The sequence below is a fragment of the Pseudomonas sp. NPDC086278 genome, assembly GCF_050280905.1.
Classification (GTDB): Bacteria; Pseudomonadota; Gammaproteobacteria; order Pseudomonadales; family Pseudomonadaceae; genus Aquipseudomonas.
In genome coordinates this window covers 30,874-44,393 of sequence record NZ_JBNNWE010000020.1, presented here as the reverse complement: position 1 = coordinate 44,393, position 13,520 = coordinate 30,874, and the positions used below count along the sequence as shown (strand labels likewise).

The following is a 13,520-nucleotide window of genomic DNA, read 5'->3' as shown; positions in this document are numbered from 1 at the left end:
TTGATTGCAGTTCATGAGGGCAGCTCGGAACAGTCGATGCTCAGGGTTTTTATTCGGTGGTAGAGGGTTCGGCGTGGGATTCCCAGCTCGTTGACCACCGCCTCGATGCATTTGGGGTGACGGGACAGGCAATCCTGTATCAAGGCTTTTTCAAACAGCCGTAAATAGCTTTTAAGATTCTCGGTGCCCTCGAAGTCAGGCTCGTCATTCTCCGTCTGGATCGGTGGCATGCCCAATACAAAGCGTTCGGCGGCGCATTTCAACTCTCGAATATTCCCCGACCACCGATGGCACAGCAGTTGTTTAAGCAGATGGGGGTCGGGGTCCGGAATGGGCTGGTGGTGGCGTTTGGCGGCTTCATGCACGAAGCGCTGGAACAGCGGCTGGATGTGCTGCAACTCCGACCGCAAGGTCGGTAGCAACACCTTGATCACGTTCAGCCGAAAGAACAGATCTCGGCGAAACTTGCCCTCTTCCACCAGTTTTTCCAGCGGTGTCTGGGTGGCGACGATCACTCGCAGATCCAGGGGCACAAAACGTGTCGAACCCAGTCGCTCAATGCCGCGCATTTCCAGCACCCTGAGCAGCTTGGCCTGGAGCAACAACGGCATGCTGTCGATCTCGTCGAGATACAGGGTGCCGTGATTGGACGCTTCGATATAACCGGCGCGGGATTTTGAAGCGCCGGTATAGGCGCCGGCGATCACTCCGAACAATTCACTTTCGGCCAATTGTTCGGGAACTGCTGCGCAATTCAACGCGATCAATGGCCCCTCACGCCGGGATAGCTTATGGATGCATCTGGCGAGCGTGTCTTTTCCGGTTCCGGTTTCCCCCTGCAATACCATGTCAACCTTGAGTGGCGCAGCTTTGCGGATGAAATGTTTCAACGCACCGATGACGTCGAGGACTTCATGTTCGAGTGGTGGCGCGAGATCGTGCGGCCGCTCCCCAGTCATTTTTTCCCCCCCCGATGATAGTTGCCGTCACTTGGATCGAGGAATACCGAACGCTGCGTCACGCACCGGTCCGCCGGTGCAAAAACACGGAGCAGCAGTCCTCCAAGGTATTCCTGTTTCACCATGATTTTATTTTTAGAGTACTCACACCAGACATCGTCCTGGAATCAGGTATGGGAGCTGTCAATTGATCGTTAATGTCATGTAAATGAACAACTGGATGAACGACGAAAGGAAATATCAAAGAGCCTTAAAGGGATTTCCTGTACGCCATAAATTCAACGGGCGTGAAACAAGCATGCTCACCAAAAGACCTGCCGTTGAATCATCCAAACAGACCGACCAGCGTTTTTCTGAGCAGGAGCGGCGACAGCGGCTTATACAGTAACGGTATGCCCGTCGCGGTAGCCTCCCGTAGTCGTTCAGGCGCGGTATCGCCCGTCACCAACAAGGCCGGTACGTCATGTTCGTAATAGTCTCTGAGCAAGCGGATGACATCACCGCCACTGAAACCTTCGCGCAGACGGTAATCACAAATGATGGCGTCTGGGGTCTGCGTTCCCAGTTGTTTGGCCTGATCGAGCGTTTCGACTGTAAAACATTCACACCCCCATCCTTTCAACAAGAGATACATGCCTTGCCTGACCGCTTCGTCATCGTCGATGACCAGCATGTATTTGCCGCTGAGTTGCTGATCATCAATATCAAGTTGTTGTGACGGCTCATCCACAGCAGCAAGGCTGCCGCTGACAAGCGGATCCACCAGCGGCGCAATCACCCGGAACCGACTGCCCCTGCCCAACCTCGAGCTGAGTGAAAGCTGATGACCCAGCGATCGGATAAGCCCATCCGTAATCGCCAGTCCCAGTCCCAGGCCCTTTCGCCGGTCCCGTTCCGGATTGCCCAACTGATAGAACTCACGAAAGATATTAAGTTGCTGCGCAGGCTCAATTCCGATGCCGGTGTCATAGATTTCGATCAACACTTCACCGCCACGTCGTCGGCAGGCAATCAGTATTCCGCCGATATCGGTGTAACGAATCGCGTTGGAGATCAGATTGCGCAAGATAAGCTCCAGTAAGGCCGCATCGGAGCGGACCATTAGTCGAGTTTCCCGGCAGCGATAAATCAATCCTTTTGAATCCGCTTGAGGCGCCAGTTCATTTTCCAGTTTGTTCAACAACGGCTGTAACTGACAATCGCGAAACCTGGCCTCTATCACCCCTGCTTCAATGCGTGAAAAATCCAGCAGTGTGTTCAGCATTTCGGCGGAAGCCAACGCGGCGGCGCTTGCGTTGTCGAGTACCTGCCGTTGGCAGGGCGTCAGATTGCCGCGCGAAAGCACTTCCAGAAATAACCCCAGCGCGTGAATCGGTTGACGCAAATCGTGGCTGGCGGCTGCAAGGAACTTGGACTTGGCCAGGTTGGCCTCTTCCGCTTCATCTCGCGCTTGTGCGGCGGTTTCCGATTCAGATTTGAGATTGGCAATCAGCCCAAGGTTCTGAAAGCGCAACGCAATGGATTCACGCAGAGAACGCCGGTAAGTTCGCGCCTGACCGAACTGTGCCCCGACATACAACGGGCATGCGCCGGCCAGGACAAGGTACGCACTGTCGCCTTCAAGCCAGAGTTTTGTGGCCACCAATACCAGCATGGGCAACACCAGCGAAAGATAAACCGCAATGATCGGCGACAGCAGCGAAACGGCGTTGCCGCTGATCGCCGCCATCAGCGAAATCAGCAAGATTCTTTCGGCTAACGTTGCACTGTCGAAACTGATCCATACCAGCGCGCCCCAGGAAAGACCCTCGAGAATCTTGTTAAGCACCAGCGTTCTCTGAATGCTTTTTAGATAGCTGTCATCCCAGCCGATGAAGCAATGCCGCAACATGTGATGCGAGTACATGACGCCACTGAGGCGGATCACCACAAACGTCACGAACCAAATCACTAACAGCAGGTTGTCGGCAGGGCGATACAGTGCCCACAAAAGCATGCACGACAACAACATTCCGACAACAATCGACTCGCGCACGCCCGTCAGTATTAACCGCAACTGCTCGGAGAACATTGAGATTTCATCCTGCTCCGAGTTCAACGAACAAGCCCAAGCCGACGCGCTGCATACGTGGCTTCGGAACGGCTCGAGACTCGCAGAGTCGCCAGCATCGCCTGCACGTGCCCGCGCACCGTGTGCTCCGACAGATCAAGCTTTCTGCCGATCATTTTGTTCGACAAACCCTGGCAAAGGAGATCAAGCACTTCGCACTGCCGCGGCGTGAGCCTTGGCCGGTTCGATTCATTACTGGCAAGATTCGAGGGCGTCGAGGCGTCGCTATCGTCGAGAAGTGCACGGACCAGTTCCAGCATCCGCTCGGCTTTCTCCGTTTTGGAAATGAACGCCGCGGCCCCGTGTTCAACCGCTTCTATGACTGCCTGCGGCAGATCAAATGCAGAGACGACAACAATGCGCGTCAGCGGCCATTTACGTTTCAGCGACCCTATTCCCTCGAGCCCGCTCACCCCTTGCAACTGCACGTCAAGCAACACCAGCGCAGGGTCGCAACCTTCGAGCCGAAGCGCTTCCTGAAGCGTTCCAGCTTCGAACACGCGCATATTCTCCAGTCCCGTTTCCAGCACCATTGCGATGCCCGAGCGGAACAATGCGTGGTCATCAATGAGAAGAATCGAAGTTGTATTCATAGCCGTATGAATAGCGCGTCCGCTCGCTACCAGCAAGCGCTTAGATATAGTCCTTATGGACTATATAAATTTCTCGACAGCTGCCCTACCTTTAAGAAATTTCTTTTTATAACAACCAAATACGCGGTAGTCGAAAGGGGGGGCAATTCAGCTGTCGAATTCACGCGAGTGCGCATTGTAGACATCTTTCCCTCACCTATTCATCGAATGTATTTGGGCCCCGGAGGTGCGTAAGAAGCTCATTGAACACTATTATTTCGAAGTGACCCCATGTAATAAAAACTCAAACTCCGGCAGTGGAGAGAGGTGTTTTCAGAAACAGGGTGTCGAAGACATTTCACAAACAATGGTCGTTACGCAACGGCCTGGCACACTGCGCCCTAATAAGAAGTGAGTGACACTTCTCGGCAGCGTGATTTATAACAGGCGTCGATAAGCATGAGGGTTGCACCGCCCCTGGCTAATGATGCGATAAGTAATGGACGGCACTTTGTTCATCCGGGCTTGGGCCGCCATTTTTTCGCGCATGACAATCCCCATCCATCTATAGATAGATGCGCTTCATTGCAGTACGAAAAAACCGACCACATCGCTGCCACATTGGCCGGTTTTTCAGGCATCAATCATCAACAGACGCTTCGAGCACCTTCGCGTTGTCCGTGTGTTTGGTGCTACTTGGGGGTGATCAGGTGCAGCACGCCGCCCTCCAGCAACATCAACCCCGTCACGCCTTCCGCACTTAGCCCTTGCCGATCTACGCGTTGCACGTCTCGCAACTCCACCCGCACCCGCGTCAGTGCCACCAGTTGCTGAGATTTGAGGTTCTCCAGCCCGCCCAAGGCCGTCACGATGCCCTGTGCCAGACCAGAAGCCGGTCGAGTAGAGCCCGACGAATTGTCCACAATCAGATCCGGGGTCAAGGCTTTCCAAAACGCCCTTTGCATTTTCTCAAACATGTTCAGTTCTCCAGAACCAGTGAGGTATCGACTGTGGACACTTGATACGCGCGTAAGGTTTCGCGCACCTGCTCGGCACTTTCAAGGCCCAGCGTTTGTTTGGCGATGGCTTGGCAGTCCAGCAGACTCACTTCGCGTACCGCCGCTTTGATCGCCGGAATCAGCGGCACGCTCACCGACAACTCATCCACCCCAAGCCCCAGCAACAGCGGCACCGCCAAAGTTTCGGAAGCCATGGCACCACACACGCCGACCCATTTACCGTGCGCGTGGGCGGCCTTCACCGTGCTGGCGATCAGTCGCAACACCGAAGGGTGAAAACTGTCGGCCTGGCTGGCCAGACGTGGATGGTCGCGATCCATGGCCAAGGTGTATTGGGTGAGGTCGTTGGTGCCGATGGAGAAAAAGTCCACCTCGGGCGCGAACAGGTCCGCCATCAGCGCGGCGGCAGGCACTTCGATCATGATCCCCAGTTTCGGCAATTCGGTGAGGCCCATTGCCAACGCCTCCTCCTCGAGCAACTGCCGGGCCAGACGCAACTCCGACAGCTGCGCGACCATGGGTAACATGATGTGCAGACGTGCCTGTCCGGCGCTGCTCAGGATCGCCTTGAACTGGTCGCGCAACAGTTGCGGACGCTCCAGGCATAAACGAATGCCGCGCATGCCGAGGAACGGATTGGTTTCGCTGTCCATCGGCACGTAATCCAAAGGCTTGTCGCCGCCGACATCCAGCGTTCGGACCACCAGACGACGGGTCGGCCCCAACGCCTGGGCGATGGCACTGTAAGTAGCTACCTGCTCCTCATGACTGGGTGCATGGTGGCGGTCCAGATAAAGAAACTCCGATCGCAACAGCCCCACGCCCTCACCGCCCAGATTCATCGCCTGCTCGGTTTCACCCAGCGAGGCAACATTGGCCGTTACTTCGACGTGATGACCATCGCGAGTACAGGCCGCCAGCGTGGCGTGTTCCAGCTCATGCTGGTGACGCTTGTGTTGTTGCTGACGGTTGGCCTGCAACTGCGCGATAGCTTCCGGATCCGGTGCCAGGTGCAGCTCACCCTTGTCGGCATCCAGCAAAACCTGGGTGCCATTGACCAGCTTCAGTATCTGAATGGGCAAACCGCAAATGGCCGGCAACCCGAACGCCCGGGCGAGGATCGAGACGTGGCTGGTGGCGCCACCGCCGACCGTGGCGAAACCCAGAACCTTGCGCGTATCGAGTCCGGCGGTTTGGGACGGCGTCAGTTGATCCGCGATCAGAATCGCCCCTTCAGGCATATCAATCGAATGATCCTGAACCCCCAGAATCAATTTGAGTACTCGCTGGCCGACGTCAGCCAGGTCCGCCGCCCGTTCGGCCAGCAAAGGGTTATCAAGGCCCTTGAACAGCGTAGCCGTCGCCTCGGTCGCCGCCCGCCAGGCGAACGCAGCGCTTTTGCCTTCGCTGATCAGCGCCTGCGCCTGATCCAGCAAACTCGGATCTTCGAGCAGTTCCTGGTGAGCCTTGAAGATCTCTGCCTGCGCGTCCCCGGTGGCGTTATCTCGCAACCGCTGCAAGGCCCCTTTTGCTTCAGTCAAGGCGCGCGACAGATGCTCGCTTTCAACCTGCGCGCCGACGCCGCTCTCCTTGACCTCAAATGTTTGCTCGGCAATCTGCACCACCTGGCCGAACGCCGATCCTGCCGACGCACACACACCACGCAAAACCGTCAGTGATGAAATCACATCTGGTTCAACGTGCGCCGCCACTGCTTCTCCGCAACCCGCCGTCAGCAATTCGGCCAATGTCTTGATCGCCACTTCGGCATCCGGCCCCACCGCGCTGACTTGCAGACTGTCACCAAAGGCTGTCTGCAACGCCATGATCGCCACCAGGGATTTGGCATTCGCACTCGCCTGCTGTTTATGCAGGCAAATGCTCGCTGAAAATCCTTTCGCCGCCTGGGCAAAAACGGCGGCCGGTCGGGCGTGCAAGCCATTGGGGTTAGCCAGCGTCACTGGTTTGGAGAACAGCGCTTCGCCCTCTTGCGGCGTGGGCTCAGCGGTGGCCTGATCGACGCGCTGCAAACCCAGCAGAGGCTGACCACTTTCCACCAGACCGGTTTGCGGGATCAGCCAGGTGAATGGCTCACCACTGATCACCAGCATCAAGGTCAACAAACTGCGCGCGTTCAAGGCGACGTAATCGGCGTCGAACTCGATCAGCGCCTGCCCCGCTTCAACCCGCTGTCCTTCCACCACCAATGGGGTGAAGCCCTTACCGGCCAGGTTCACCGTGTCGAGTCCAATGTGCATCAACACCTGCACACCGTCGTCGTCGGTGATGCTGACGGCGTGCCCGCTGGCTTGCACATTGCTGACCACCCCGGCGATCGGCGCGCACAGGATCTGGGAAGTCGGATCGATGCACAGACCATCGCCGATCACGCGACTGGAAAATACCGGGTCCGGCACCTCATCCAGCGGCATCAGTACGCCGGACAAAGGTGCCAGCAGTTGCAATTGTTGGGATGTGGCCATGACGTCACCTGCTGTTCTGTTCTTTGAAGTGCCGATGGAGCGCAAGGCTCCGACAGCATTGCTTATTTCCACCAGTACTCGACCTGTAACCCGACGTTCGAACCGTGTCGCGCGGTGCCGAAAGCGCCGGTGTCGGACAGCGCCGAACCCGCCGCCAGTTCATTGGCCGCCCGCTTGGCCGCCTCGTTCCAGCTGGCATAGGTGTAATACAGTCGCACCTCGGGCCGTGCCCAGAACTCCGGCCCCTTGGGCGACCATGTCGGGGCGAAGGTGAACTTGCTCAGTTTGCGCGTGCCGCCCGTGGCTTCGACCTGATCGTGCCCCAGCTCGGTCACCAGTTTGAACTGCTCAGTGAGCGCATAAGTCGGACGCACGCCCAGCGACAGCCAATTCTGACCGGCGCCATCGGAGCGGATATCTTTCTGATAGACCGCCTCGATCTGCCCGCCAAAGCGCGGCGTCACCTGCCAGTCGAAGAACTCCACCACGCGGTAGCTTTTGTTGCTGTCGTCCAGCTTCACGTTACCGGTATAACCCAACCCGGTACCGGGACCTTCGCCGTACTGGAACGCCAGTTTGTTCTTGCCGCCGAGAAAGCCTTTTTGCACATGCTGCGTGGTGATCGCCCAGCCGCGATGAGCGTCTCGACTGTCGGGTTTGTCGATGTAGCTCAAGCCGACTTCCAGCTGGCCGCCAGGGTTGGTGTTGAAGCCGGCCACATTGAAGTCGTGACGGTTGATGTAGTCCTTCTGGTACAGATTGTCCTTGCGCGAAAAGGCGTAGCTGTATTTCAGATCGCCGATCAACACATCTTCGATACCGGCACCCGTGGCACTCTGGTTCCAGTAGTAGTAGTCGGAAATGTGGATATCGTTTCGTTTGTAATAACGCCGGCCGGCCCACAGCGAACCGCCGTTGAGGCTGGGCATGTCTGACCATTGCGCATACATCTGCGGCATGCGCACCGAGCCGTTGTCGCCGTTGAACGTCAGGTCTTTGTTGTACTGGTTATACAACGAAGCCATGCCGTCGACGCTCAGCACCGAACCATCCTCCAGCTTGTACAAATCCTGGCGCAATTCCAGCTCTGCATACTGCTCGCATTCGTTGCCCAATCGGTACTTTGTCTGCGCCCCCGGCAATTGAAAACATGACTGGGCACTGCTGTTGACCGACGTCCCGACACCGCTACGCACGTAACCTGCGAACTCCAGCGCTTCAGCCGACAGTGGCAACACCAGGCACACGCTCGCGGCAGCCAGTCTGCGTTTTATTATTGTTTTCAAGCACCACCCCATTATTTTTATTGTTGGTTCGCAAATTCGGCGCGCAAAAGTCCTCCGCGCAACGTTCTGCGTGTTTTTTGAAAGTGTGTTTTTTAGTGGTTGATCAGGTGCAGCACGAACGACTCATAGGGTCGCAACCGGATGTGCCGAGTTCGCTCCGCGCAGTCCTGGTAGTTGCTGATCACCAAGCGTTGGGTCATGGCCTCGTTGATCACCTCTTCGGACAGTTCGACCTCGCACGGCGAGCCATGGAAGTTGTTCAACACCAACAGTCGCTCGCCATCGCCTTCGCGGACATACGCCCAGATCTGCGAGTGTTCGGGCAACAACTGCCGGTAAACGCCATCGAGCATCAATGCTTCACAACGCCGCAGAGCGATCAACCGGCGGTAGTGATGCAGCACCGAATCCGGATCTTCCAGTTGGGCGGCAACGTTTATCTGCGCGGCGTTGGCTGGCACTCCGATCCATGGCTTGGTCACACTGAAGCCTGCATTCGGCCCGCTGTTCCATTGCATCGGCGTTCTGCCGTTGTCTCTGGATTTCTGCATGATCGCGGCCATGTTGTCGGCATCGCTCACCCCGGCCTCGCGCTTGAGGCGATGGATGTTCAAGGTCTCGACATCGCGGTATTGATCGATCTGATCGAACCCCGGATTGGTCATCCCCAACTCTTCGCCTTGGTACACAAAAGGCGTCCCCTGAAGGAAGTGCAACGCCGTGGCGAGCATCTTCGCCGAGACAACGCGATGCTCACCGTCATTGCCAAAGCGCGAGACGACACGGGGTTGATCGTGATTGCACCAGAACAACGCGTTCCAGCCGCCGCCCGCCTGCATGCCGGTCTGCCAGTCCGAGAGGATTCTCTTGAGTTCGAGGAAATCGAAATCGGCGCGAATCCACTTCTGCAGGTTTGGGTAGTCCACCTTCAAATGATGGAAATTGAAGGTCATCGACAGCTCTTTCGAATCCGGTCGAGAGTAACGGATGCAGTGTTCCAGTCGGGTGGAGGACATCTCGCCGACATTGATCAGGTCATGCCCCTCGAACACTTCGCGATGCATTTGCTGCAGGTATTGGTGGATGTTCGGGCCATCGGTATAGAAACGACGACCGTCGCTGTTGTCTTCGGGAAAATCCGCCGGTTTCGAGATCAGGTTGATCACGTCCAGACGAAAACCGCCGACACCTTTGTCACGCCAGAAACGCATCATCTTGAACACTTCCGCGCGCACCTGCGGGTTGTCCCAGTTCAGGTCGGCCTGGGTGTGGTCGAACAGATGCAGAAAGTATTGGCCGGTCTGGGCTTCGTATTCCCAGGCCGAACCGCCGAACTTGGATTCCCAATTGTTCGGCTGGTCGCGCCAGATGTAGAAATCACGGTACGGGTTGTCGAGGCTGCTGCGGGCCTGCTGGAACCAGGTGTGCTCGATCGAGGTATGGTTGACCACGATATCGAGCATCAATTTGATTCCGCGCTTCCCGGCTTCGGCGATCAACAACTCGCAATCGGCCATCGTCCCGTAGCTCGGATCGATGGCGTAGTAGTCGCTGATGTCGTAGCCGTTATCGCGCTGTGGCGAACGCAAAAACGGTGTGATCCACAGGCAATCGACCCCCAGCCAGTGCAGGTAGTCGAGCTTGTCCACGACACCCAGCAAATCCCCCGTGGGATTGCCGGCGTGGCTGTGAAAACTCTTCGGGTAGATCTGGTAGATCACCGAACGTTGCCAGTCTTGCATGGCGCATTCCTTCAATTAATTGATGCGTTATGCAACCCGGTACCCAGGCCGAACGAGCTTCATGCTCAACCCACAGGTCAAAACAAAAGGCACTACCAGGGAAATCATCATCCCGATGACGAACATCGGTATGAACTGCGGAATGATCGAAATAAAACCGGGCAAGCCGCCGACGCCGATCGCCGAAGCCTGCACCTTGTTCAGCGACAGGAAAATGCACCCCAGTGCGGAACCGATCAGTGCGGCATAGAACGGGAATTTGTAACGCAGGTTGACCCCAAACATCGCCGGTTCGGTGATGGCGAAGTACGCGGAAATCGCCGAGGACGAAGCCATGCTTTTATCTCGCGCGTTTCGGGTCGTATAGAACACCGCCAGCGCTGCGCTGCCTTGGGCGAGGTTGGACATAACGATCATCGGCCAGATAAAGGTGCCGCCATGAGTCGAGATCAGTTGCAGGTCTACCGCAAGAAACATGTGGTGCATGCCGGTGATCACCAGCGGCGCATACAACAGACCGAAAATCGCGCCGCCGACCATCGGAGCCAGGTCGAACAGCGTGACCACGCCTTCAGTGATGAGAATCCCCAGGTGACGGGTGATCGGGCCGATCACCGCCAGCGCCAACATTCCGGTGACCACAATCGTGGTGATTGGCACCACCAGCAATTGCACCGCGTTCGGCACCCGGGCCCGCAGCCATTTTTCGATAACGCTCATTACGTAGGCTGCCAGGAGGATCGGCAGGATCTGCCCCTGGTAACCGACCTTTTCGATCTGGAACAAGCCAAGAATGTCGAAGTACGGCAGGCTCTGGCCATCCAGCCCGGCCACCGCCTTGCCGTAGTTCCAGGCGTTCAGCAGGTCAGGGTGAACCAGCATCAGGCCAAGCACGATGCCGAGGATTTCGCTGCCACCAAAACGTTTCGCTGCCGACCAGCCCACCAGCGCAGGAAGAAATACGAACGAGGTGTTTGCCATCAGGTTGATCAGGCTCCAGAGCCCGTCAAGCGTCGGGTAGGCGTCCAGCAGGGTTTTGCCCTCGATGAACATGCCTTTGGCGCCGAGGAGGTTGTTGACGCCCATCAACAGGCCGGCAACCACCAGCGCCGGCAGAATCGGCATGAAGACGTCGGAAAACACCCGCACCAACCGCTGCATGGCGTTGATCTTGTCGGCGCCTTTCTGTTTCACATCGGCGATGGTCGACGCGGCAAGACCGGTCTGGCGGCGAAGTTCGGCGTAGACCCTCTCCACTTCGCCGGGGCCGATGACGACCTGGAACAGGCCGCCGGTGAAGAACGAACCTTTCACCAGATCGATCTGGTTCAAGGTGGCGCTGTCGACAAGACCGGGGTTTTTGAGTGCCAGGCGCAACCGTGTCACGCAATGCGCGGCCTGCTCGATATTGTCTGTGCCGCCGAGGCTTTGCAGCAGCTCGCTGGCGATATTCGCATAGTCGTGGCTCATGCTTGTTCTTCCATTGTAGTTTTTTGTTATTGGCAGCATGCCGACGTGAAAAGTACTCGTCTGTACGAGTTAAAGCAACATCTCGTACAGACGAGTTACATTTTTTCTTCTACGCTATGAGTGGAAGGCGAAGGTTTTTCAGTTCCGCAAGCTCGAAATTCAAACCCGCATGGACAATTCCCCACCCTGCCCTTATGGTTCGAAACCTTAAGCGCAGCCCGGTATAGAGCCATCACCATGAGTAAATACAATCAGATCTACAGCGATCTGCTTGCCAGCATCACTACCGAACGGCTGGAGCGCGGCGCGCGGTTGCCTTCCGAGACTGAGCTGATGGAAACCTACCAAGCCAGTCGCGGCACGGTACGCAAAGCCATCGAACAATTGCAGGAGCGCGGTTTCGCCCACAAAATCCACGGCAAAGGCGCGTTTGTATTAGCGACTAATCCAATTGAATTTCAGCTCGGTGGCATCGTCAGTTTCCAGGAAACCTATCCGCGACTGGGCAATGACGTCAGCACGGAGGTGGTCGAATTCAGTCAGATCGCTCTCGGCGGCGCGCTGCTGGAACACATTCAGGCCGCAGAAGGCAGCCTGATTACCCGTATCAAACGAGTGCGGCATATCAACGGCCGCCGCGTCATCCTCGATATCAACCATTTCGTCAGTGAGGTCATCCCGGGGCTTTCCCGCAACATTGCCGAACAATCGATTTACGCCTTCATCGAGCAAAACCTGCAGCTGCAAATCGCCTATGCCCGGCGCACGATCGAAGCGGTACCTCGGAGCAAGGACGACCAGCAGCACCTGGATCTTGACGGCCAGAGCCATGTCATTGTGGTCAGTAACCAGACGTTCCTGCAGGACGGCCGCCAGTTTGAATACACCGAGTCACGGCATACCCTGGACAAATTCTATTTTTCGGATATCGCCCGCCGTTGACGATGCCGCAAACGCTCGGACAGCGCCGTAGCATTACGCCCGCGTAGGCACTGCGGCCTTTGAAACGAAAGCATTGCACCTTCGCTGCCCGCCTGATCAAACAATCGGCTGACTCGCCACGACCACGATGACTGCCCCGCCACTCGCCGCGAAAAAAAATCCGATGCCTGCCCAAGGCATCGGATTCTGATTTATCGCAGCACATGGTTAATTAACGAGGCTCAATAAGCCCATGCCGGCCGACAGTGAAGCCCGCCATATGGCCCTCGCCAGCAGCGGCCACCACCGTAAGGCCCCCAAGGCCCGGGATGCCAATAATGGCGTGGCCCCCAGCCCGGCCCATACCACCAATCAATAAACAGGGTGGCAGGTTGGCCGACGGCAGGCGGCGTGCCATCAAGCAACTTGACGGTATACGTCAGGGTATCGCCCTTGAGTTGTGGGTTGGTCAGCTCGACGACAGACAGTTGCGGTTTGCCGTCGACTGTCACAGAAAGAGTGGCGTTCGGCGGATCCTTTTCGAAGTCATTCTTGCCCGAAGTCCAGAAGCTGACGAACTTGCCAGTGGAGGCGTCGCCCGTCATGCGCTCGGGCCGGTCAGCGAACATGAGTGTTTGCGGCGCCACGCCTTTGAGCGTGAGCGTGTTGCCTTCGAAAGTCATGGAGCTGGCGGTCTGGACAAACAGCCAGGTAGCGGCGGGCATCGGCTCTGCGTTTTCTTCTGGATCTCCTGGTGTGGCCTGTTGCTGGGCGATGACTGGCGCACTGATCAGCGCGGCAATCGTCAGGGTGAAAGCGACTAAAGCATTTCTCATACTGAAACCCCTTCCATCAATGAAGCGACAATAGAATGTGTCGTTCCGGCCGCAGCCCATCCCCCACCGTAGACTGCAAATATCCGTCGAATGACTGTAGTAGATACGCAAGCGGCCGGCCA

General features: G+C 56.9%; 10 protein-coding genes. 1 reads left to right on the top strand and 9 read right to left on the bottom strand.

Annotated elements, in window-relative coordinates:
- Positions 1 to 11 precede the first annotated feature (11 nt).
- The 8 genes from ACQKP4_RS08840 to treP form a co-directional block, all read right to left on the bottom strand.
- Positions 12 to 959: a sigma 54-interacting transcriptional regulator gene (locus ACQKP4_RS08840; RefSeq protein WP_427632269.1), complete on the bottom strand. Its 948-nt coding sequence runs from the start codon at positions 957 to 959 to the stop codon at positions 12 to 14.
- A 325-nt stretch (positions 960 to 1,284) separates the two neighbouring features.
- Positions 1,285 to 3,030, bottom strand: a complete 1,746-nt coding sequence (locus ACQKP4_RS08835) for an ATP-binding response regulator (protein ID WP_427632267.1) — start codon at positions 3,028 to 3,030, stop codon at positions 1,285 to 1,287.
- 23 nt (positions 3,031 to 3,053) lie between these two features.
- Positions 3,054 to 3,662: a response regulator gene (locus tag ACQKP4_RS08830; protein WP_427632265.1), complete on the bottom strand. Its 609-nt coding sequence runs from the start codon at positions 3,660 to 3,662 to the stop codon at positions 3,054 to 3,056.
- 671 nt (positions 3,663 to 4,333) lie between these two features.
- Positions 4,334 to 4,618 carry a PTS transporter subunit EIIB gene (locus ACQKP4_RS08825; protein WP_427632263.1) on the bottom strand — a complete coding sequence of 95 codons (285 nt, stop codon included), beginning with the start codon at positions 4,616 to 4,618 and terminating at the stop codon, positions 4,334 to 4,336.
- A 2-nt stretch (positions 4,619 to 4,620) separates the two neighbouring features.
- Positions 4,621 to 7,143, bottom strand: a complete 2,523-nt coding sequence (gene ptsP / locus ACQKP4_RS08820; RefSeq protein ID WP_427632261.1) for a phosphoenolpyruvate--protein phosphotransferase — start codon at positions 7,141 to 7,143, stop codon at positions 4,621 to 4,623.
- A gap of 62 nt (positions 7,144 to 7,205) precedes the next feature.
- Positions 7,206 to 8,429: a maltoporin gene (locus ACQKP4_RS08815; RefSeq protein WP_427632259.1), complete on the bottom strand. Its 1,224-nt coding sequence runs from the start codon at positions 8,427 to 8,429 to the stop codon at positions 7,206 to 7,208.
- A 92-nt stretch (positions 8,430 to 8,521) separates the two neighbouring features.
- Entirely contained in the window at positions 8,522 to 10,171 is a 1,650-nt protein-coding gene (gene treC, locus ACQKP4_RS08810) for an alpha,alpha-phosphotrehalase (protein WP_427632257.1), read from the bottom strand.
- Positions 10,172 to 10,198: 27 nt separating this feature from the next.
- Positions 10,199 to 11,641, bottom strand: a complete 1,443-nt coding sequence (treP, locus tag ACQKP4_RS08805) for a PTS system trehalose-specific EIIBC component (protein WP_427632255.1) — start codon at positions 11,639 to 11,641, stop codon at positions 10,199 to 10,201.
- A gap of 237 nt (positions 11,642 to 11,878) precedes the next feature.
- Here treP and treR point away from each other — a divergent pair, with 237 nt between their 5' ends.
- Positions 11,879 to 12,583, top strand: coding sequence for a trehalose operon repressor (gene treR, locus ACQKP4_RS08800; protein WP_427632253.1), 705 nt, complete (start codon positions 11,879 to 11,881; stop codon positions 12,581 to 12,583).
- Positions 12,584 to 12,804: 221 nt separating this feature from the next.
- On the opposite strand, the gene ACQKP4_RS08795 is transcribed toward treR, so the two are convergent.
- A complete protein-coding gene (locus ACQKP4_RS08795) occupies positions 12,805 to 13,398 on the bottom strand; it encodes a hypothetical protein (RefSeq protein WP_427632251.1) in 594 nt (197 codons plus the stop codon).
- Positions 13,399 to 13,520 lie beyond the last annotated feature (122 nt).

Excerpts from the sequence above, each read along its gene's own strand:
- ACQKP4_RS08840 (WP_427632269.1), bottom strand. The coding sequence starts at position 959 with ATGACTGGGGAGCGGCCGCACGATCTCGCGCCACCACTCGAACATGAA.
- ACQKP4_RS08835 (WP_427632267.1), bottom strand. The coding sequence starts at position 3,030 with ATGTTCTCCGAGCAGTTGCGGTTAATACTGACGGGCGTGCGCGAGTCG.
- ACQKP4_RS08830 (WP_427632265.1), bottom strand. The coding sequence starts at position 3,662 with ATGAATACAACTTCGATTCTTCTCATTGATGACCACGCATTGTTCCGC.
- ACQKP4_RS08825 (WP_427632263.1), bottom strand. The coding sequence starts at position 4,618 with ATGTTTGAGAAAATGCAAAGGGCGTTTTGGAAAGCCTTGACCCCGGAT.
- ptsP (WP_427632261.1), bottom strand. The coding sequence starts at position 7,143 with ATGGCCACATCCCAACAATTGCAACTGCTGGCACCTTTGTCCGGCGTA.
- treC (WP_427632257.1), bottom strand. The coding sequence starts at position 10,171 with ATGCAAGACTGGCAACGTTCGGTGATCTACCAGATCTACCCGAAGAGT.
- treP (WP_427632255.1), bottom strand. The coding sequence starts at position 11,641 with ATGAGCCACGACTATGCGAATATCGCCAGCGAGCTGCTGCAAAGCCTC.
- treR (WP_427632253.1), top strand. The coding sequence starts at position 11,879 with ATGAGTAAATACAATCAGATCTACAGCGATCTGCTTGCCAGCATCACT.
- ACQKP4_RS08795 (WP_427632251.1), bottom strand. The coding sequence starts at position 13,398 with ATGAGAAATGCTTTAGTCGCTTTCACCCTGACGATTGCCGCGCTGATC.